This window comes from Bordetella sp. BOR01 (assembly GCF_019218885.1).
GTDB lineage: Bacteria > Pseudomonadota > Gammaproteobacteria > Burkholderiales > Burkholderiaceae_B > Bordetella_A.
The window spans coordinates 1,439,179-1,460,668 of the sequence record NZ_JAHUWT010000002.1 but is presented as its reverse complement, the minus strand read 5'-3'; the positions used below and the strand labels follow the sequence as shown (position 1 = coordinate 1,460,668).

Here is a 21,490-nt window from a genome sequence, read left to right as displayed (position 1 = left end):
CTTGGCACACCATGGTGTCAGGCACCTGCGGAGCCTGACACCTGCAAGCGACCGGGCGGTCGGTCAGTTGGTGCCGCCCAGGTCGAACAGGCTGGAGGCGTCCAGTTCGAGCACGGCTTCATCGTGCTGGTTCAGCACGATCCAGTTCCAGGAAATGATGCCCAGGTCGTTCCGCGAGGTCGAGCGGCGCACGGCCTGCACGCGCGCTTCCAGGCGCAGGGCATCGCCCGGCCGCACGGGCACGCGCCAGCGCACTTCGCCCAGGCCGGGCGACCCGAATGATTCCGAATCGTGCAAGGCGGCCTCGACCGCCATGCGCATGGCCAGGGCGCAGGTATGCCAGCCGCTGGCGATCAGCCCGCCCCAGCGCCCCTGGGCGGCGCGCTCGACGTCGGTGTGAAACCATTGCGGGTCATACTGGCGGGCAAAATGCAGGATCTCGGCTTCGGTCACCGTGACCGGGCCGGCGTGGATCAGCATGCCTTCCTTGAATTCTGCAAACTTCATTGTCGGCTTCTCGAACAAAAACCGGCGTGCCTGGGCGCGCCGGAGCATCGTGTAAGTGGCGGGCCGCGTTGCTGCGCAGGCGCCGGCTAGTACGTCTCGAAGTGCAGCCGCCCCTCGCGGCGCAACACTTCATGCAGGATAGTCCAATCCTGCCCGGCTTGCACGGCCACGTCGCGCAAAGCGTCCAGCACGCCGGCCTCCATCCCCTTCAGGCCGCAAACATAGATGCAGGTATTCGTGTCGGCCAGCAGGTCCAGCACGTCGGCGGCGCGCTCGCGGATCAGGTCCTGCACGTAGCGCCGGGGCTGCGACGAATCGCGCGACAAAGCCAGGTTGATGTCGATGAAATCGCGCGGCAGGCGCATCAGCGGGCCGAAGTACGGCAGCTCGCGCTGGGTGCGGGCACCGAAGAACAGCATCAGGCGCCCATTGGTGCCGCGCTCGATGCGGCGCCGGTAGCGTTCGGTCATGGCGCGCATGGGGGCCGAACCGGTGCCGGTACAGATCATCATCAGGTTGGCGCGCGCGTGGTTGGGCATCAAGAAGGTATTGCCGAATGGCCCTATCACCTGCACGGTGTCGTTCTTGGCCAGGTCGCACAGGTAGTTCGAGCACACGCCTAGCGCCGGCTGGCCGTCGTGGTCTTGCGTCACGCGCTTCACGGTCAGCGACAAGTTGTTGTAGCCCGCCCGTTCGCCGTCGCGCGGGCTGGCCAGCGAATACTGGCGCGCATGGTGCGCCCGCCCCTGGGCATCGGCGCCGGGCGGCAGGATGCCGATGGACTGCCCTTCCAGCACCGGAAACGGCAGGCTGCCGAAATCCAGCACGATATGGCGGATATCGCTGTCGGTGTCCGCGTCGGTGACGCGGTAGTTGCCCACCACCGTGGCGGTCGCGGGCGTCTTGTGCGTGTACAGGTTCACATAAGGGTGTGCAGCCGACCAGGGCGGGATGCTGGCCCCGGGCAACAAGGTCGCCGGCGCGACCGGCGCCGCGGCAGGCGCGCTATCGGCCACGCCTAGCGCCGCCTCGCCCGGCGCTGCCGGCGCATCGGCCGCCGCGCCATCGGGCAGGGGTTTTTCCCCCGGCAGTTCGTCCCAGCCGAATTGATCCTGCACGCTGTAGGCATCGGCCCTGAGCACCAGCCGCCAATTATCGATCGACCCGGTGGGACATGGCGGCACACAGGCCATGCAGCCATTGCAGATGTCCGGGTCGACCACATAGTTGGTGCCATCGTGCGTGATCGCATCGATGGGGCAGGTTTCCTCGCAAGTGTTGCAGCGTATGCAGATCTCGGGATCGATCAGGTGCTGCTTCAGCACTTCGGGCGGCAAGGGGGCGTTCATTGCCGGGCTCCTTGTAGTGTGGGCGGGGCCTAGTTAAAGCGCACGTACTCGAAGTTCACCGGCTGGCGGTTCACGCCCATGACGGGCGGTGCGATCCAGTTGGCGAACTTGCCCGGTTCGACCATGCGGCCCATCAGCGACGCCACGTAAGCGCGGTCTTCGGCGGTGGGCAGCCATTTGTCGCGGTTGGCCAGCCATTGGGCCTCGCTGAGCACTTCGCCTTCGGGGGCCACGCGAATGCCGGCCAGCGTGCCGATCTGCCGGTTGAAAGCCTTGTGCGGCACCGACAGGCGATACGGCAGGCCACTTTTCTCGATGACCTTGTTCCAGCGGCCGACGCCGGCCATGGAATCGCGGATGAAGTCGTCGCGCAACACTTCGTTCAAGGCGTTGAGCATGGGCACTTCGATCTCGCGCAGCTTGCCGCCATCGACGCTCAGCACCCTGTAGGTGTCGTTCTTCAGTTGATGGTCGTCGGTGCGCTTGCCTTCTTCGTAGCGGCCTTTCAGGCCCGAGCCGTAGAAGATGGCGGCGTTGGACGACTGGTCGGCGCCGAACAGGTCGATGGTGACGCTGTAATGGAAGTTCAGGTAGCGCTGGATGGTGGGCAGGTCGATCACGCCGGCGGCACGCACGGTGGCCGGATCGTCGGTCTTCAACTCGCGCATCACTTCGCAGGTACGCTGAATGATGCGCGACACCCCGGATTCGCCCACGAACATGTGGTGCGCTTCTTCGGTCAGCATGAACTTGGTGGTGCGGGCCAGCGGGTCGAAACCCGACTCGGCCAGCGCGCACAACTGGAACTTGCCGTCTCGGTCGGTGAAATAGGTGAACATGTAGAACGCCAGCCAGTCGGGCGTCTTTTCGTTGAAGGCGCCCAGGATGCGCGGGTTGTCGGCATCGCCCGAACTGCGCTGCAGCAGCGCATCGGCCTCTTCGCGGCCATCGCGGCCGAAATAGCGGTGCAGCAGGTACACCATGGCCCACAAGTGGCGGCCTTCTTCGACGTTGATCTGGAACAGGTTGCGCAGGTCGTACTGCGACGGGGCGGTCATGCCCAGGTGGCGCTGCTGCTCAATCGAGGCGGGCTCGGTATCGCCCTGGGTGACGATGATGCGGCGCAAGTTGGCGCGGTGTTCGCCGGGCACGTCCTGCCACACGTCGCGGCCCAGGTTCTCGCCGAAATGGATCTTGCGCTGGCCGTCCTGCGGGGCCAGGAAGATGCCCCAGCGGTAATCGGGCATTTTCACGTGGTCGAAATGCGCCCAGCCATCGGGCTGGACGCTGACGGCGGTGCGCAAGTAGACGTCGAAGCCGTGCGACCCGTCGGGGCCCATGTCCTGCCACCATTGCAGGTAGTTGGGCTGCCAGTGTTCCAGCGCGCGCTGCAAGGCGCGGTCGCCGGACAGGTTCACGTTATTGGGAATCTTGTCGCTGTAGTTGATGCCGGACATGTCTGCTCTCTCCTTGGTGGGCGGCCCGTGGGGCCGCCGCCGGTGTTCTGTCGGGTACGCGGGGCTATACGCGGTTCCAGTCGAAGCTGGCTTGTTCGCCCTTGCCGTAGAGCTTCAGGGCGCCCTTCTCGCCCGCCGCATTGGGACGGTTGAAAATCCAGTTCTGCCACGCGGTCAGGCGGCCGAAGATGCGGGTTTCCATGGTTTCGCGTCCGCCGAAGCGCAGATTGGCCTCCAGCCCGGTCAGCGCGTCGGGCGACAGTGCACGCCGCTCTTCCAGCGCCAGGCGCACTTCGTCGTCCCAATCGATGCTGTCGGGCGCGAAAGTCACCAGGCCCAGTTCGAGCGCGCGCGTGGCCGGCAGCAATTGCCCGGCCGCGGCGCGCACGGCTTCCAGCGGCAAGGTCTCTTCATAAAAGCGGCGCTGCAAGCGGCTTTGCCCGTTGACCAGCGGATACGCGCCGAAGTTGCGTTCGCCCACCACGATCTGGGCCGGCGCATCGGCGTCCTCATCGTCAAGCATATAGATGCGGTCGGCGGCCAGCGCCAGTTCGAACAGCGTGCCGGCAAAGCACGAGCCGGGCTCGACCAGCGCGAAGATCGAGCGCGAGGTCACATCCAGCCGCGCCAGCGTGCGGCGCAGCATGCCGGCCGTCTCGCGCACGAACCAATGCTGGGCGTGCTGCTGCAGGGCGGCATCGGCGGCCAGCACCGCCGCGGTATCGCCTTCGGTCTTGAAGACCCAGGTGCCCAGGTCGGGCTCGTTGGTGCGCAGGCTGAGGATAGCGTCATCGAGTTCGCGCGCCATCTGCAGCGGCCACCAGGCGGCGCCGGCCGCCATGATGGCATCCACATCCTGCTCTACCGGTGCCTGGGGAGCGCGGATGGTCCAGGTGGCCAGGCGCCTGGCGCGATCGAACGCTACATCCACGTAGCGGTAGGCCAGGCGCTCGCCGGTCTCGGTGCGCGACAACGGCACCAGGCTGATGCCTTGCGCCTGCGCGGGCCGCTCGCTGCCCGCCGCCAGCTCGTTCGCGCGGGCCTGCACGGCGGCGTCGAACAGGGCCGGCTTGACCACCTGATCGACCAGGCGCCAGTCCTTGGCGCGCTGGCCGCGCACGCCTTCGACCAGGGTGCAGAAGATATCGGCGTGGTCGTGCCGCACCTTGCGCTTGTCGGTGACGCGGGTCAGCCCGCCGGTGCCGGGCAGTACGCCCAACAGCGGCACTTCGGGCAAGGCCACCGAGGAAGACCGGTCGTCGACCAGGAAGATCTCGTCGCAGGCCAATGCCAGTTCGTAGCCGCCCCCCGCGCAGGCCCCGTTGAGCGCGGCAATGAACTTCAGCCCGCCATGGCGGCTGGAGTCTTCAATGCCGTTGCGGGTTTCGTTGGTGAACTTGCAGAAGTTCACTTTCCAGGCATGCGAGGACAGGCCCAGCATGAAGATGTTGGCCCCCGAACAGAAGATGCGGTCTTTCATGCTGGTGACCACCACCGCGCGCACTTCGGGGTGTTCGAAGCGGATGCGCTGCAAGGCGTCGTGCAGCTCGATATCGACGCCCAGGTCGTATGAATTCAGCTTGAGCTTGTAGCCCGGACGCAGGCCCCCATCTTCGGCCACATCCATGGCCAGGGTGGCGATCGCGCCGTCGAACTTCAGTTTCCAGTGCCGGTAGCGGGCCGGCTCGGTCTGGAAATCCACGCGGGGGGCGGGGCTGCTCATTTGCGTCTCCTGGGCTTGCTTTGATATGAATAATACTGCATACAATGAATTAAAGTGCAGATTAGTTCACAAAAAAATGCTCGTCAAGCACAAGATGCACAAAAATGCAGATTTATCGACTCCGTTCAGCGGTTTCAGCGGTTCAAGCACGCGCTCTGCTTTGGCCTGGGCCGTATGCGGGGCCCCGGGTCGCGGCATAGCGCTCAGATGCGTTCGCTCAGTGCCTCATCGCTGGCGGACGAGGGGCCGCCGCCGCTGTTCAGCGGCAAGGCGGCGATCACTTCCCGACGGATCAGCCGCACGGACTGTTCCGGCGGCAACAGTTGATAGGCATTCTGACCCATCATCCGGACCGCCGCATGCACGGGCCAGTTGGGATTCCAGATCAGTTCGCGCGCCAGCGCCACCAAGTCGGACTGGCCGGCCTGCAGGATGGCCTCGGCCTGTTCGGCCTCGGTGATCAGACCCACGGCCATCGTCGGGCAGCCGGTGGCGCGACGCACCGCTTGGGAAAATGGAACCTGGTATCCCGGCACCCGCCTGACCACCGGCATCGCCGAATTGCCCGCGATTCCGCCGGACGAACAATCGATCACGTCCACGCCGCGGTCTTTCAGCGCGGCAGCCAGCGCGATCGAGTCGTCCATATTCCATATGCCGCCGCGGCCATCGACTGCCGATATGCGGAAGAACAAGGGCAGTTCCTTGGGCCACGCGGCGCGTACGGCTTCGGCGACTTCAAGCGCGAATCGCATGCGGTTCTCGCGCGATCCGCCATAGGCGTCCTGTCTGCGGTTGGTCACCGGCGACAGGAATTGGTGAATGATATAGCCGTGCGCGCCGTGTATTTCCAGGATCTGGTAGCCGGCATCCACCGCCCGGGCGGTGGCTTCGCGCCATTGCCCCACGTGCCGCTGAATATCCGATCGATCCATTTCTTGCTGCCGGGGCCACGGGGGTGGGGGCTCGCGCCGGCTGGGCACCATGCATGTCCAGGGAGGCATGCCGGCATCCCCGCTTTCGGTGGTCAAGGGGGCCCAGTCATGCAGCGCGCCATGGCAGGATCCTTTGCCGCCCGAATGCCCCAGTTGCACGGCGGGAACGGCACCCTGCTCCCGGATGAAGTCATTGATACGGCGGTAAGCGAGGACGTGGTCATCGTTCCACAAGCCGGCGCATGCATAGGTTTTACGGCCATGCGGTTCGATAGCGGTTTCCTCGCCGAACACGACGGCCGCCCCCCCGACGGCAAATTTACCGAAGTTGACCATCTGCCACGCTCCCGGACCGCCATTGATCGACTGATACTGGCACATGGGCGAGGCGACGATGCGATTGCGCAGTGTGATCGATCGCAGGGCGATGGGCGTAAATAGCAGAGGCGGCGAACGCCGCACGCCCGCAGACTCGGCAGTTGGCTTGTCTTTCATCGCGTTATGCAGGGTTACCAGTCCAGTGCCGTCGCGCTTTCGATCGCGCACAATCTCGCCAACAGCATCTTGGCATTGCCCGTTCCGATAGTGGGTGAAGATAATTCCATGAATTTGTCATGCAATTCGGCGTCGGTCAATGGCTCTTCCGGGTCTCCTTTTCGGTGGGCCTGTATGTGTTCGAAGCAGCGCCCATCGGCCATCGTGATTTCGACGCGGGCGGTACGCTGCCCCGGAAAGGCGCGGTCAATGCCGGGGTCGACCACGACGGATATGCGCTTCATCAGCGCCAGCATTAGCGGGTCTTTCAAGCGCGGCGGATCATAGGCCGCCAGCCGGACACTGCCATCAATGAGGGCCGATGCGACGACATAGGGAAAGCTGAAGCGTGCTTCGTTGGCTGTCGCTGGCGCTGCGTGGCAGGCAATATCCAGGGCGGGCTGGTAGGTCGCGACGCGCACCGCGGCGATGTCGGAAGCGGCCAGGCCGTGGCGCTGACGCAGCGCCAGCGCGCCATCGATCGCGGCGAACGTGTGGCCGCAACCGATATGGTTCTTGAACGTCAGGCGGCTGATATGAAAATCGCGTCCCAAGGTGGCGCCGATATGCGTCCAGTCCGGACCTTCCGCCATGGCGTGCCCCAGGCCGGACTCTCCGTCGAGCACATCCAGCGAACCTGTAACGCCCTGCCGTGCCAGTATTGCGGCCAGGACACCGGCTTCCGCGGCACGCCCTGCATGCAGCGGCTTGGACATCGAATCCAGCCGGAACGCCTGTTGCAGGCCGGCCGCGAAGGTGGCGGCAGTGGCCAAAGCGTGGGCGTAGGCATCGCGATCCAGTCCGAATATGGCAGCGGCGGCGGCGGCCGCGCCGAAGGTTCCGACGGTGCCGGTGTTGTGCCAATAGCGGTAATGCGGACGTCCGAGCACTGCACCGATGCGGGTCGAGACCTCGTATCCCAGCACAACACCACGCAGGAATGTCAGGCCGCTCACGCGCGCCTGGTGTCCCGCGGCCAGCGCCGCGGCGATGGTGGCGGCACCGGGGTGGTACATCGCGTCCCGGAAGCTGTCGTCGATTTCCGCGGCATGCGCGGCCGCACCGTTGATCAATGCCGCCACGCGGATGGTGGACCGCCGCCCCCCCGCCAGCAGGGCGTCGCCGCGGTCCAGGTCTTCGGCAAGCGCGTTTTCCAGCCTGCCCACGACCGGGCATGCCAGCCCGGGGAACACCGCGGCATACCAATCTATGACCGCGCGCTTGGCGTGGTGCACGACATCGGCCGACAGATCCGTGTTGCGCAATGACGCGGCATATTCCGCAAGTGTCTCCGTGGCGAACATGTGTTGCTCCTTGCGCAAGATGCGCCGGCCGGTCATTTCCCAGCGAACAGGCTGGGCATCTTCAGATCGGTCGAGATCCAGACGCTTTTCGCTTCCATGAACTCCTTGACCGATTCGATACCGCCTTCGCGGCCGATACCGCTTTGCTTGACGCCGCCGAACGGCGTGGCGTAGCTGCTGGAACGATAGTTATTGATCCACACCGTTCCGGCCTTCAGCCGTTCAGACATGAGCATCGCCCGGTGCAGGCTGGTCGTCCATACGCCTGCCGCCAGGCCGAACTTGATGTCATTGCCAATGCGGATGGCATCCTCCTCGTCCTTGAATTTCAGTACCGAAAGCACAGGACCAAACACCTCTTCCTGGGCAATGCGCATATCGTTCGTGACATCGACGAAAATCGTGGGCTCGATGAACTGGCCCGCACCAAACTCCGGCCCGGTCAGCACCCGGCCGCCCGCCACACAACGAGCGCCTTCCTTCTTGGCAATAGCGATGTAATCGCGGATCTTGTCGAATTGCGGCTTGGTCGTGATAGGCCCAATCTCGTTCGCGGGATCAGCCGGATTGCCGATCTTCGCGGTTTTCGTGATTTGGGCCAGACGCTGCACGAAGGCATCATGGATAGATTCCTGCAGCAGCACACGCGAACCCGCCACGCAAGTCTGGCCGGTGGCCGAGAAGATCCCGGCGATGACGCCGTTGACGGCCTGGTCCAGGTCGGCATCGTCGAAAACAATATTCGGCGACTTTCCGCCCAGCTCCAGCGAGACGCGCTTCAGGCTCTGCGCCGCGGCAGCATAGATTCTTCGACCGGCCTCGTCGCCGCCGGTAAACGCGATACGCTGCACACTGGGGTGCCGGACCAAGGGATCACCGATCTCGTCGCCGAATCCAGTGACTACGTTGAACACGCCTGGCGGGAAACCTGCCTCTACGAACAGCTTGGCCAATTCGAACAGCGACGCGGATGTGTATTCAGAGGGCTTGCAGACGATGGTGTTGCCGGCGCACAGCGCCGGCGCCATCTTCCAGGTGGTCAGCGGCAATGAGGAATTCCAGGGTGTGATACTTAACACCACACCCATCGGCTCATAGCGGATGAAGTTGTACACCTTGGGCTTGTCGATAGGTACCACCGCCCCTTGTATCTTGTCCGCGAGGCCACCGAAGTAGTAGTAATACTTGGCCATGTACTTGATCTGGCCAAGTACGTCTCTAGTCAGCTTGCCGTTGTCTCGGCTCTCGATCGCTGCCAGGCTTTCCGCATCGCGTTCGATCAGCGTGCCCAGCTTATGCAGCAGCATCCCCCGTTCGCTCGGAGAGATCCTCGACCAGGGACCTTCAAATGCATTCGCTGCGGCCATCACTGCCCGATCCGCGTCAGCAGCTTCAGCGCGGGGAATTTCTGCCCACGCCTCACCAGAAAAGGGGTCTAGGGATTCGAACCAGGCCTTGCTTTGCGGGTCTACCCATTCGTTATTGATGAAGAGCTGATAGCGTTTCATTAGTGTCGAATCCAGATTTTCAGCTCTTCATTTTCTGGGCTAGCACCAATTAGCTCAAACGACTTCTTGTGCTACGCTCCATGACTCTGACTCATGGAAGAATCAGACATCATGGAACATCCGGGCATTTCGCGCCTTCCCCCCCTTACCGCCCTGAGAGCATTCGAATCGGCCGCGCGAAATCGCAGTTTCACCAAAGCCGCGCAGGAATTGTTCCTGACACAGTCCGCGATCAGCCGGCATGTGCGCAACCTTGAAGAGCTCTTCGGAATTCCGCTGTTCTACCGCAACCATCGCGCCGTTACGCTGACACCCGACGGCGAGGCATACATGCGCGATGTCGTCGACGCCTTCGCCAGAATCGATCTGGCCACGCGTCGGCTCAAGTATTCCGGACGTCAGAATATCCTGAACCTGCAGGCGTTTTCGACTTTCGCCATGTATTGGCTGATTCCCAGGCTGGGAAGGTTCCAGGAAATCAACCCCGAGATCGAAGTCCGCCTGACGGCGTCGATCGCGCCGCTGGATTTTGAACACAGCGACATTCATGCCTCGATACGCGCGGTGACCGGCCGCGTGGATGACAACATCCGCAGCGACAAGCTTTTCGATTACCGGTTGATAGCGGTTGGCGCGCCGTCGGTAGCGTCCGGTGTGTGGCCCCTGCGGGCACCGGCCGACCTGAAGAACGCCACGCTGCTGCATTCCCTGGCACGGCCTGAAGATTGGGGGGTCTGGCTGCGTGCGGTTGGAGCGGACGACATTCCCCTGGAAGGGGGCATGAAGTTCGAGTCTTCCGCCATGGCCTATCGCGCCGCCGAGCAAGGCCTGGGGATTGCACTGGCGCAGAGTTTCCTGATCGAGGAAGAACTCGCCACCGGCACCTTGCGGCAGATATTCCCGCACGAAGTCCCGTCCGAGCGTACCTACTATCTGATGAGTTCGCCCAGGCACTGCGGAGACCCCGCGCTGGAGCTGTTCCGCAGTTGGTTGTTGGACGAAATCGCCGCTGCAACGACGGCGCTGGAAGCGAGCTGATACCAAAACCCGGGGGTTCAGGGCGCGATCTGGGACAGGCGGCTTTTCACATAGTCGAAGCCCCGCCGGTACGACCCCTCGTATAGTGCGGCCACTCCGCCATCCGGGTCGGACGGCCCCATGAGCCGGCGCGCGTGCTCGATGCCCCAGCCTCGCAAGTCCCGCATAGCGCGCGTCGCCTCGTGGACGACGGTTCCGCCACGCCAGATGCGGGCGGTAATCTCGGCATTCCTGAGTCCGGTGGGCGCATCGCGGTCCATGTTCAGACGGATATGCGGCAACAGGCGCGCGACATCCGGACGGGGAACCCAGGGACCCGAAGGACCGGAAAACGCGGCATAGGAAATATTGCCCGCGCCGGCGATGGCGGCCACCGCCTGTGCGCTGTTGCGCGCCTGCCGCAAGTCCTTCGGCATGCGGCAGTCCAGATGCGGGACCCAGGGCATTGCAACGTCGATCTGGTCAATCGCCGGGCCCTCGACTTCCTCGAGGATCGCCACAAGCAGATTCAGGTAGATGTTGCAAGGATAGCGCTTGAACACCAATGCATCGGCGGCTTTCGGGCCGTCGACGGACAAGCGGCTGGCGTCCACGTGATCTGTGCCAAACAGCGTGGCCAGCCCCCGCTGGAAGTCGCGGGAAGCATCCCAGCCCTGCGATGCCAGAAGCGCCGCTTCAAGCCCGTGCAAGGCCCCCCAGCCGAAATGCGTCATGCCTATCATCGATGCCGCGCTGTTGATCGCCAGCCCCGATGCGCGCGTGAGCGCAATGGCCAGTGCATTGGCGCACGCCTGCGGTGACAGGCCCAGCATACGCGCCGCGCTGGCAGCCGCGGCCAGGGTGCCGAAAACGCCAGGGCTATGGAATCCGATGCCGGGCCTGGCCCCCGTGATGGCACTGCGAAATCGCCATGCGACTTCGACACCGGCCAACACGGCGGAGCTTGTCAACGCATCTTCGCTCCCATCCGACTCGGATTTCGTGTCCAGCAACGTCAGCGCCACGCAGGCAGCCAGCGTGGCGGGCAATACCGTATGCGAGGGGCCTGGGTCCATGGGATCCAGATCTGATGCGCCAGCCAACGTACCAAGATGCCCGATGCGGCCCAGCGGTTCGAGCAGGCCAGCCAGCATTCTCGACACGCCCTGAGTGCTCGCACTGCCAGCATCTTCGCTCGCATGGAACGGCCACACCCAGTGCTCTCGTTCGATACCGAACAGCGTGCACAGCAGCGAAGCCCTGATGCCCTGATCGATCATGATTCTCGACGAACTTGGTTCGCTGCCGATTTCGGCATGGGCGACCATGGAACCCAGCTCCAGGAATTCACTTTGCATCGCGGCCTCCTCTTCCGTCCTGTTGCGATTCAAGCGCAGACTATACACAGCAACCACGTCAAGTCCTGCACGATATCTAATCACGCCTCGCATAACTCCAACTCATGTAAACCGGAAAAAATATCGATTGAGGCACTCGCTGAAATCCCCAACACTAGCAACTCGCCGATCAATCAACGACGGGATACGTCGATAACTTTCAGAGCTGCTTCGACTATCCGCCATTCATGACCGGGCGGACGGGCCGAGTGTTTCTTCCCAAGGAAAATTCTTATGGTTGCGCATGATGAATCGCGCTTCGACGTTGTGGTCGTGGGGTGTGGGGTTGCAGGATTGAGTGCCGCCGTGGCGGCCGCCGAAGCCGGATCCAAAGTCGCCCTGCTGGAAAGATCGACCTATGAAGAACGAGGCGGCAACACCCGCTACACCGAAGCCTACCTGCGCATGAAGAGCGAAACGGAGTTGGCGCATGATTTCGAATCGCTATTGATCGATAACAGCGGCTACTACATCCAACCGGATTTCGCCGAGTCCACCGTGCTCGACTATGAGAACTGGTCGCCGGTGGTGCGGGCATTGCCATTCACGGACCCGGAACTGATTTCCGGTTTCACGGAGTCTGTGCCGGACGTCATTGCCTGGCTCAAGCAGCACGGCATCACATTCGGCGAGGCCGGTTTCTACGGGTTGACGCCGCGGCCGTCCCCGCGCATTGCGGTCAATGGCGGTGGATTGCAGTTGGTGGAAACGCTGACTGCGTGCGCCGAGAAGGCCGGCGTACATTTCTTCTATGAGATGACCGCCTACGAGCTTATCCAATCGGAAGACGGAAAAGTCTGCGGGCTGAAGGCCACCGATACCGCAAACCGGCCTCACCGGTTCGATTGCAACGCCGTCATACTGGCCAGCGGCGGGTTTCAGGGCAACTCCGAAATGGTAATCCGCTACATCGGCGCGAAAGGACGCTACCTTCGTCCCGTTGCTCCAGGCGGCTATTACAACAAGGGCGAAGGCATCAAGATGGCGCTGCAGATCGGCGCCGCGCCTTCCGGCGACTACGCCGAATACCACGGCCAGCCTATTGATCCGCGCTCGAGCGCCTCGGAAGCGTTGGTCATGATCTACCCCTACGGCATACTGATCAATCTCGATGGCAGACGCTTCATCGACGAAGCGCCCGGAACCATAGACGCGCATTACGAGGAAACAATCCGCTTGATCGCGGAGCAGAAAAAAGGCATCGCCTACTGCATCCTGGACGACAAGATCAACCGCATCCCGAACTGGAAACGGTGCGTGCGCACAGATCAGCCGCCCGAGACGATGCGTGACATCGCATCGCTGGGAAGGAAGCTGGGCTTCGACGCAGAGACAGCGCAGCGCACTATCGACGAATACAACAAGGCATGCGGCACAGGAACATTCAATCCTGAGATTCTCGACGGCATGGCTACATCAGGACTGTCGCCGCGGAAGTCAAATTACGCCATTCCGCTGGACACACCACCTTTTCACGTCTATCCGATCATTTCGGCGAACACGTTCACCTTGGGCGGGCTGAAGGTAAATGCGAACGCGCAGGTGATCAAGAACGAGGGATGTGTCCTACCCGGGCTGTATGCAGCCGGGGAAACAATAGGCCTTTATTACGGCCGGTATCCCGGTGCGACTTCCGTCCTGCGCGGCGCGGTATTCGGCCGCCGGGCCGGAGAGCACGCCGCCGCGTCCGCAAGATAGCGGTATGGCGCGCTGGAAACAGCAGCGCGCAAATCTATTCAAAAATAAATGGAGACAAGCACTGTGAATCGAAAACTGACACGCCGAGCGCTATTCAGCATCGCCGGGGCCCTGGCCGGAACCATCGCTTTCGGGAGCTCATCCGCCGGGAATTATCCTGACCGTTCTATCCAACTCATCGTCCCGTATTCCGCCGGCGGCCCCACCGACGTGGCAGCGCGGGTCATGGCGCAAGCCCTGTCCGAACGCATCGGACAAAGCATCGTTGTCATGTCCATGCCCGGGGCTGGCGGGGTCATCGGTACCAGCTACGTCAACCGTGCCAACCCCGACGGCTATACGCTGCTATTTGCCGTCAATTCGATGGCCATCTTCCCCTACACCCGGCCGCCCAGCAATCCGCTGCCCTTCGATCCGAACGCGTTCACGCCGATCGGTAGTGTCGCCGAGTCGGCGCACGTGATCGTGGCCAACAAATCCATAGGCATCAAGAATGTTGCCGATCTCGTCGAAGCGGCAAAGAAAAAGCCGGATAGCCTGAGCTATGGATCGGCCGGCGTCGGCGGAACCACGCACCTGCCAATCGCCCTGTTCGCCCATCGCGCCGGCATCAAGCTGCTGCACGTCCCGTACAAGGGTGCCGCGCCGGCCATGGCCGACACCATGGCGGGCGTGGTATCGATTTCCGCGCCGGGCTATACCGATGCAGTCAAGGCCTCTATCGATAACGGCTCGCTCGTCGCGCTGGCCAGCACGTCGGCGAAACGCCTGCCGTTCCTGCCGAATGTGCCCACCCTGGCAGAGTCGGGGTATCCCGACATGGTGTTCCCGATCTGGTATGCGCTGTTCGCGCCCCAGGGAACGCCGACCGACGTCGTGCAGAAACTGAACGGCGCCCTCAAGGCGATGTCGACCGACCCTGCTTATCAGAAGCAGATGAACAGCCAGGGAAATGTCGCGACCTACATGACGCCGCCGCAACTGGCGGAGATGTTGAAGACCGATATCGCCAAGCTTGGTGTCCGCCTGAAGGATGCCGGAATCAACCTGGAGCAATAAGGCCATATGAATAAGGTGCCAGATGGTTTCGCGGACGGATCCGGGATGCTTACCCGTTTTCTTGTAGAACGGGCCCTGGATACGCGTCACGACGTCCTGCCGGCAGACGTGCGCACAGTGGCGCGCGACTGCCTGGTGGACTGGCTTGGATGCGCCTTCGCGGCGCTCGGCGAGCCCGTCAGCGAAATCATCGCCGACAGCGCGCGCGAGGAAGGCGGGAATGCCCAGGCCACCATGCTTGGGCACCCGTGGCGCGGCACCCTGGCGCAGGCCGCGCTGGTCAACGGCACCGTTTCTCATGCGCTTGACTATGACGATGTCAATCTGTCCGTTCCGGGCCACATGTCCGTGGCGATCTTGCCGGCGCTACTGGCCTTGGCCGAGCACCGTGGCTGCTCGCCAGTGGATGTGATTACCGCTTTTGTGGCCGGTTATGAGTTCGCCTGTGCCGTCGGGGTGCTGGTCGAACCGGCCCACTACGCGAATGGCTTCCACGCGACCGCGACCATAGGTTGCCTGGGCGCCGCGATGGCCAGCGCCCATCTGCTTGAGTTGCCCACGCTACAGGCTTGCCATGCCGTGGGCATAGCAGCCACTCAGGCCGCGGGACTCAAGGCAATGTTCGGCAGTATGGCCAAGCCGTTGCATGCGGGACTGGCGGCGCAAGCCGGCCTGCGTGCGGCGTCGCTGGCAAAAAAAGGGTTCGTCAGCCGACCAGACATCCTGGAATGCAAACAGGGGTTCGCGAAGGTCCATGGCGCCGACTTTCATCTGGAGCGCGCGGTGTCGGCGCCGGAAAGCGGTTTTCACATCCTGAACAATTTGTTCAAGTTTCACGCAGCCTGCTACAGCACGCATTCGACCATCGAAGCCATCGCTTTGCTGCGGCATGCGCACGGCATCGACGCGAACGCGGTATCGCGCATCGACATCGTGGCGGGAGAGGGGTGTTCGATCTGCAACATCCAGAACCCCGCCACGGCGCTGGAAGCGAAGTTCAGCCTGCGCGCAACCGCCGCCTTTGCCATGCTGGGTATCGACACCGGCAGCCTGCAGACCTGGGACCGCGTCACCGACCCCTTGGTAGCGGCCATGCTTGAGCGCGTGGAAGTCAAACTGGTTCCGGGTATGAGCCTGAGCGACGCCGCCGTCACTGTCGTGCATGGCGATGGGAAGCAGGCAACGATGACCTACGATTGCGGCCAACCGATAGCCGACAAGGCGGCGCAATCCGCCAAGGTGTTCAAAAAGTTTGCCGCGATCTCGCAGCACGTGCTGGGCGATGTACGGATGAAGCGCATCCTGGTGATGCTGGAATCGTTCGAGCACCAAGACAATGTGCTTGGCCTGATGCGCTTGTGCGGCGAGCCGCCAGTCGATCCACAGCGCGGTTAGCTACAGCGGCAAGCCGCCAGCCTTGCGCACCTGCGCCCGCAGGCCCGCAAAGCTTTCCTGCATGCTGAGGTTGCTGGTTACCCAAGTGAGATCGGCCTTGGCATAGAACGCTTCGCGTCCGGCCAGGATCCGCTTCAGGTCGGCCATGGCTTCGTTATTGCCCGACATGGGCCGGAAGTCGCCCTGCGCCATGACGCGCGCCATGTGTTCGTCGGGCGTGGCGCGCAGCCACACGGTGTAGCAGTGGGTCAGCAGCAGATTCAGCGTAGCCGGTTCGGACACCAACCCGCCCGGCGTGGCCAGCACCATTTCGGGGTAGATCTGCACCGCCTCTTCCAGCGCCCGGCGCTCGTAGCGCCGGTAAGCATTGGGGCCGTACAGATTGTGGATTTCCAGGATGCTGCAGCCGGCCACCCGCTCGATTTCGCGGTTGAGCTCGACGAAGGGATAGCCCAGGTCATCGGCCAGCATCTGCCCCAGCGTGGACTTGCCCGCCCCGCGCAGGCCGATCAGGGCGACCCGCTGGAAACGGTTGGGGCGCTGCGCCCCGCCCCCTACCCCGAACAACTGGGTCAGGGCCTCGCGCGCGCGCTGCAGGTCGGATTCGGTGCGGCCGCTGAGCAATTCGCGGATCAGCAGCCAGTCGGGCGATTCGGTGGTGACATCGCCCACCAGTTCGGCCAGCGCGCAATTGAAAGCCTTGGCGATCTGCAGCAGCACCAGGATCGACGCATTGCCGACGCCATGTTCCAGATTGGCCAGATGCCGCTCGGACACGCCGGTGGCTTGCGACAGGCTTTTGCGCGTCATGCCGCGGATGGCCCGCAGGCGCCGCACCCGTTCGCCCAGGGCCACCAGGAATGGTTCTCGGCGCGGCTCCGGAGACTCTTTGTCTAGCGCTTGGATCATTGCTGTTCAAACTCCGAGGAAACCCTGATATTCCAAGTTTTATGCACTATAGTGCTTGACGCTGAAAGTGTGAAGCACTATTTTTCTGTCATGCAGCGTTAAAACCGCAGCCCTGCCATAAAAAAAAGCAATGCATTGCATGTGCCGCGGTCAACGAGCCGGACAGTGTAAAGGACGAGACAAGCATGAGTACGCCAGCACCCTTCCACCATTTGATGCGCCGCATTACCGCTCCCATTGCCGGCCTGCCGCTGGATGAATCGCTGCAGGCGCGCCTGAATCGCGAGATGGGCAGCGACAGCGACCTGTACCGCGAGGTGTTCGCCGCCTGTAGACAGGGCGTGGCCGAGGGCTGGATGTGCAGCCGGGAAGGCGGCGGCATCCGCTACGGCCGGGTGGTCAAGCCGGACGAGGGCCTGGACGGGTTCTCGGTAGACGTCGTGGACATGGACAGCCTGGCCGGCCCGCACCACGCGCATCCGCAAGGCGAGATCGACCTGATCATGCCGCTGGACGAGGCCGCACGCTTCGACGGCCACGGCGCGGGCTGGCTGGTGTATGGCCCGGGCAGCGCGCATCGCCCCACCGTCACCGGCGGCCAGGCGCTGGTGCTGTACCTGCTGCCGGCCGGCGCCATCGAATTCACGCGGGCATGAGCCCGCGCCGCCAGGATACCGCCATGCCGCACCTACCCAATTTCGTCGCTGGCCGCTGGGTGGCCGGCACTGGCCCGGGCACTTGCCTGCGCGACCCGCTGTCGGGCACGGCGCTGGCCACCGTCGACAGCACCGGGCTGGACCTGCCGGGCGCCTGCGGCTGGGCCCGCCAGGTGGGCGGTGCGGCGCTGCGCGCCCTGTCATACGCCCAGCGCGCCGCCCTGCTGGCCAAGGTGGCCGAGGTATTGCAGGCCAACCGCGACAAGTACTATGACATCGCCCTGCGCAACGCCGGCACGGTGCGCCAGGATTCGGCGGTGGACATCGATGGCGGCATCTATACCTTGTCGTACTACGCCAAGCTGGGCGCCGGCCTGGCCGACCAGGGCTTTCGCGCCGACGGCGAGCCCGTATCGCTGGCACGCGACGATGCCTATGCGGTGCAGCACATCGCCGTGCCGGTGCGCGGCCTGGCATTGCTGATCAACGCCTTCAATTTCCCGTCGTGGGGTTTGTGGGAAAAGGCCGGCCCCGCGCTGTTGTCGGGCGTGCCCATCGTGGTCAAGCCGGCCACCGCCACGGCCTGGCTGGCCCACGAAATGGTGTCCGACGTGCTGGCCGCCGCCGTGCTGCCCGAAGGCGCGCTCAGCCTGGTGTGCGGCGCGTCGACCGGTTTGCTGGATGCCCTGGCTGCGGGCGATGTGCTGTCGTTCACCGGTTCGTCGGATACGGCCGCGCTGCTGCGCGCCCACCCGCGCGTGGCGCGCGACGGCGTGCGCATGAATGCCGAGACCGACAGCCTGAACTGCGCCGTGCTGGGCCCGGACGCCGCCGAAGGCGGTGCCGCCTGCGACGCGCTGGTGCGCGAGGCCGTACGAGAGATCACCGTGAAATCGGGCCAGAAATGCACGGCCATCCGCCGCATCCTGGTGCCGCAGGCGGCATATGCCCGCGTGGCCGATACCATCGCCAGCCGCCTGGCCGGCATTACCGTGGGCGATCCGCGCAACGCCGACGTGCGCATGGGTTCGCTGGTCAGCCGCGCGCAGCATGATGACGTGCAGGCCGGCATCCGGGCGCTGCGTGCCGGCAGCGAAGTGCTGTTCGACGGCGGCCAGGTCAGGCTGGTGGATGCCGACCCCGCGGTGGCCGCCTGCGTCGCCCCGTGGCTGCTGGGCGCGCCCGATCCGGACAGCCATCCGCTGGCGCACGATCGCGAGGTGTTCGGCCCGGCCGCCACCTTGATGCCGTACCGGGATACCGCGCACGCCTACGCCCTGGCACGGCGCGGACAGGGCTCGCTGGTGGCATCCGTATATAGCGACGATACGGGGTTCCTGGCGCGCAGCGCGCTGGAACTGGCCGATAGCCACGGCCGCGTGCACCTGGTCAGCCCCGAGGCGGCCAAGGCGCATAGCGGCCACGGCAACGTCATGCCCCAGTCGCTGCATGGCGGCCCGGGCCGCGCGGGTGGCGGCGAAGAACTGGGCGGCCTGCGGGCGCTGGCGCTGTATCACCGGCGCGCCGCGATCCAGGGCGCCCCCGGCCGCCTGCGGGGGCTGGCCGATGCCACCGGCCCCGCATAGCGTCCGGCCGTGCACAGACACCAGAACATCGGAGACAGACCATGACCCCCTGCCCCACGGAACTGAACTTTGCCAGCCACCTGGCCGCGCTGAATGCGCCGCGCGCCGCCAAGCTGGCCTATGTGGACGACACGCGCCGCCTGACCTACGGCGAACTGGCCGAACGGGTGGCTCGCTGCGCGGGCGCCTTGCGCCAGCTGGGCCTGCGCCGCGAAGAACGGGTGCTGCTGCTGATGCACGACAGCGTCGACTGGCCGGTGGCGTTTCTGGGTGCGCTGCACGCCGGCGTGGTGCCCGTGGCTGTCAATACGCTGCTGACGCCGGACGACTACGCCTATATCGCCGGCCATTGCCGCGCTCGCGCCGCCATCGTGTCCGGCACGCTGCTGGGCCCGCTGCAAGCGGCACTGGCCAAGGGCCCGCATGAGATCGAACACATCGTGGTGGCCCAGCCGGCCGGCGACCCTCCCGCGCCGGCACAGGATTTCGGCCGGCTGCTGGCCGCGGCGCCATTGATGCCGGCCGTGCGCACACTGGCTGACGAGATCGCGTTCTGGCTGTATTCATCGGGCTCCACCGGCAAGCCCAAGGGCGTGGTGCACACCCACGGCAACCTGTGGCATACCGTCGAGCTCTATGCCAAGCCGGTGCTGGGTATTCGCGAAGACGACGTGGTGTTCTCGGCCGCCAAGCTGTTCTTCGCCTACGGCCTGGGCAATGGCCTGAGCTTTCCGATGTCGGTGGGGGCCACCGTGGTGGTGATGGGCGAGCGCCCCACCCCGCAGGCCGTGTTCAGGCGCCTGACCGAACACCGCCCCACGGTGTTCTACGGAGTGCCCACGCTGTATGCCAGCATGCTGGCCAGCCCCGATCTGCCGGCGCGCGGCCAGGTGGCGCTGCGCGTCTGCACTTCGGCCGGCGAAGCACTGCCGCGCGATATCGGCGAACGCTTCACCCGCCATTTCGGCTGCGACATCCTGGACGGCATCGGCTCGACCGAGATGCTGCACATCTTCCTGTCGAACCAGCCGGGCCAGCTACGCTATGGCACCACCGGCAAGCCGGTGCCTGGCTATGAAGTGCAATTGCGCGATGACGACGGCCGCCCGGTGCCCGCCGACGTGATCGGCGACTTGTACATCAAAGGCCCCAGCGCGGCGCTGATGTACTGGAACAACCGCGACAAGACGCGCCAGTGCTTCCAGGGCGAATGGCTCAAGAGCGGCGACAAGTACCAATGCGACGCCGAGGGCTACTACACCTACGCCGGCCGCAGCGACGACATGATCAAGGTCAGCGGCCAGTATGTCTCGCCGGTGGAGGTCGAGAACGTGCTGATCCAGCACGAGGCGGTGCTGGAAGCGGCGGTGATCGGCGTGCCCGACCATGACGGCCTGGTCAAGACCAAGGCCTATGTGGTGCTGCGCCCGGGCTTCCAGCCCGATGCCGATACCGGCGCGGCGCTGCAGCACTATGTGAAGCAGCACCTGGCCCCGTTCAAGTATCCGCGGCAGATCAATTTCACCGACGAGCTGCCCAAGACGGCCACGGGCAAGATCCAGCGGTTCCGGCTGCGGCAACTGGAAGAAACGTCGCTATGACGCTTGCCACCGCCGCCGTTGCCGCCACGCCGCCTGCCTGGGCCGACCTGCATGCCCTGGGGCGCGACATGCGCCTGGAATGCCACTGGATCGCGCCCGAACGGCGCGACACCCCGCTGCTGGTATTCCTGCACGAAGGCCTGGGTTCGGTCAGCATGTGGAAAGACTGGCCGCGGCAGGCGTGCGCAGCGGCCGGCTGCCGTGGGTTGGTGTTCTCGCGCTATGGCTACGGGCAATCCACGCCGCGGCCGGCCGATGAAAAATGGCCGGTGGAGTTCATGCATGACCAGGCACGCGAGGTATTGCCCGCCCTGTTCGCCGCCCTGGACATCGATGCCGGGCGCGACCGCCCGGTGCTGGTCGGCCACAGCGACGGCGGCTCGATCGCGCTGTTGTTTGCCGCCATGTACCCGCGGGCCGTGGCCGGCATCGTGGTGGCGGCGCCGCACATCTTCGTCGAAGACGTCACCGTCTCGAACATCGCGCAGGCGCGCCATGCGTATCTGAACACCGACCTGCCGGCCAGGCTGGGCCGCCATCACGCCGATGCCGATTCGGCCTTCTGGGGCTGGAACGATATCTGGCTGAACCCCGCATTCCGTGCCTGGGACATCCAGCAATACCTGCCGCGCATTACCTGCCCGGTGCTGGCCCTGCAAGGGATGGACGACGAGTACGGCTCGCTGGAACAAGTCCGCGGCATACGTCGGGCGGTGCCGCAGACACGCCTGCTCGAGATCCCCGCCTGCCGCCATTCGCCGCACAAAGACCAGCCCGATGTCGTGATCGAGGCCGTCGCCGATTTCGTCGGCGGCCTGAACAAGCCCGGCTGAGCCACGCGCCAGCCGATAACAA

At 64.4% G+C, this 21,490-nt stretch carries 17 protein-coding genes; 8 read left to right on the top strand and 9 right to left on the bottom strand.

Annotated features, from left to right (window positions below; translation table 11 throughout):
• Window positions 1-63: 63 nt before the first annotated feature.
• The 7 genes from KW845_RS14695 to KW845_RS14665 form a co-directional block, all read right to left on the bottom strand.
• Window positions 64-507: a MaoC family dehydratase gene (locus KW845_RS14695; protein WP_218369942.1), complete on the bottom strand. Its 444-nt coding sequence runs from the start codon at window positions 505-507 to the stop codon at window positions 64-66.
• Window positions 508-593: 86 nt separating this feature from the next.
• A complete protein-coding gene (gene boxA / locus KW845_RS14690; protein ID WP_218369941.1) occupies window positions 594-1,856 on the bottom strand; it encodes a benzoyl-CoA 2,3-epoxidase subunit BoxA in 1,263 nt (420 codons plus the stop codon).
• Window positions 1,857-1,885: 29 nt separating this feature from the next.
• Window positions 1,886-3,313 carry a benzoyl-CoA 2,3-epoxidase subunit BoxB gene (gene boxB / locus KW845_RS14685; RefSeq protein ID WP_218369940.1) on the bottom strand — a complete coding sequence of 476 codons (1,428 nt, stop codon included), beginning with the start codon at window positions 3,311-3,313 and terminating at the stop codon, window positions 1,886-1,888.
• A gap of 64 nt (window positions 3,314-3,377) precedes the next feature.
• A complete protein-coding gene (gene boxC, locus KW845_RS14680) occupies window positions 3,378-5,036 on the bottom strand; it encodes a 2,3-epoxybenzoyl-CoA dihydrolase (protein WP_218369939.1) in 1,659 nt (552 codons plus the stop codon).
• 203 nt (window positions 5,037-5,239) lie between these two features.
• Window positions 5,240-6,466, bottom strand: coding sequence for an NADH:flavin oxidoreductase/NADH oxidase (locus KW845_RS14675; protein WP_218369938.1), 1,227 nt, complete (start codon window positions 6,464-6,466; stop codon window positions 5,240-5,242).
• Between the two features lie 14 nt (window positions 6,467-6,480).
• The gene (locus tag KW845_RS14670; protein ID WP_218369937.1) at window positions 6,481-7,809 is read right to left on the bottom strand and encodes an MmgE/PrpD family protein; all 1,329 of its coding nucleotides are present in this window, start codon (window positions 7,807-7,809) and stop codon (window positions 6,481-6,483) included.
• A 32-nt stretch (window positions 7,810-7,841) separates the two neighbouring features.
• Window positions 7,842-9,317, bottom strand: coding sequence for an aldehyde dehydrogenase (locus KW845_RS14665; RefSeq protein ID WP_218369936.1), 1,476 nt, complete (start codon window positions 9,315-9,317; stop codon window positions 7,842-7,844).
• A 93-nt stretch (window positions 9,318-9,410) separates the two neighbouring features.
• Between KW845_RS14665 and gcvA the strand changes: the two genes are divergently transcribed.
• A complete protein-coding gene (gene gcvA / locus KW845_RS14660) occupies window positions 9,411-10,355 on the top strand; it encodes a transcriptional regulator GcvA (RefSeq protein WP_218369935.1) in 945 nt (314 codons plus the stop codon).
• A 17-nt stretch (window positions 10,356-10,372) separates the two neighbouring features.
• Here the strand turns inward: gcvA and KW845_RS14655 are convergent, their stop codons facing one another.
• Window positions 10,373-11,749 (bottom strand): MmgE/PrpD family protein, encoded by a 1,377-nt coding sequence (locus tag KW845_RS14655; RefSeq protein WP_218369934.1) that lies wholly within the window; start codon window positions 11,747-11,749, stop codon window positions 10,373-10,375.
• A gap of 216 nt (window positions 11,750-11,965) precedes the next feature.
• Between KW845_RS14655 and KW845_RS14650 the strand changes: the two genes are divergently transcribed.
• From KW845_RS14650 to KW845_RS14640, 3 genes are all read left to right on the top strand, one after another.
• On the top strand, window positions 11,966-13,429 hold the full coding sequence (locus KW845_RS14650) for an FAD-dependent oxidoreductase (protein ID WP_218369933.1): 1,464 nt from the start codon (window positions 11,966-11,968) through the stop codon (window positions 13,427-13,429).
• 63 nt (window positions 13,430-13,492) lie between these two features.
• Entirely contained in the window at window positions 13,493-14,488 is a 996-nt protein-coding gene (locus KW845_RS14645; protein WP_218369932.1) for a tripartite tricarboxylate transporter substrate binding protein, read from the top strand.
• A gap of 45 nt (window positions 14,489-14,533) precedes the next feature.
• Window positions 14,534-15,883: an MmgE/PrpD family protein gene (locus KW845_RS14640; RefSeq protein ID WP_218369931.1), complete on the top strand. Its 1,350-nt coding sequence runs from the start codon at window positions 14,534-14,536 to the stop codon at window positions 15,881-15,883.
• Here the strand turns inward: KW845_RS14640 and KW845_RS14635 are convergent, their stop codons facing one another.
• Window positions 15,884-16,792, bottom strand: coding sequence for a helix-turn-helix transcriptional regulator (locus KW845_RS14635; RefSeq protein WP_218369930.1), 909 nt, complete (start codon window positions 16,790-16,792; stop codon window positions 15,884-15,886). It lies immediately after the preceding gene.
• Between the two features lie 185 nt (window positions 16,793-16,977).
• Here KW845_RS14635 and KW845_RS14630 point away from each other — a divergent pair, with 185 nt between their 5' ends.
• From KW845_RS14630 to KW845_RS14615, 4 genes are read left to right on the top strand one after another with little or no spacing between them, the layout of a single operon-like run.
• Window positions 16,978-17,448, top strand: coding sequence for a DUF4863 family protein (locus KW845_RS14630; RefSeq protein ID WP_218369929.1), 471 nt, complete (start codon window positions 16,978-16,980; stop codon window positions 17,446-17,448).
• Between the two features lie 23 nt (window positions 17,449-17,471).
• Window positions 17,472-19,034: a 3,4-dehydroadipyl-CoA semialdehyde dehydrogenase gene (locus KW845_RS14625; protein WP_218369928.1), complete on the top strand. Its 1,563-nt coding sequence runs from the start codon at window positions 17,472-17,474 to the stop codon at window positions 19,032-19,034.
• A gap of 41 nt (window positions 19,035-19,075) precedes the next feature.
• Complete coding sequence (locus KW845_RS14620; RefSeq protein ID WP_218369927.1) at window positions 19,076-20,635, top strand: benzoate-CoA ligase family protein; 1,560 nt, start codon at window positions 19,076-19,078, stop codon at window positions 20,633-20,635.
• Entirely contained in the window at window positions 20,632-21,468 is an 837-nt protein-coding gene (locus tag KW845_RS14615; protein WP_218369926.1) for an alpha/beta fold hydrolase, read from the top strand. The genes KW845_RS14620 and KW845_RS14615 overlap by 4 nt, the downstream gene beginning before the upstream one ends.
• Window positions 21,469-21,490: the final 22 nt, after the last annotated feature.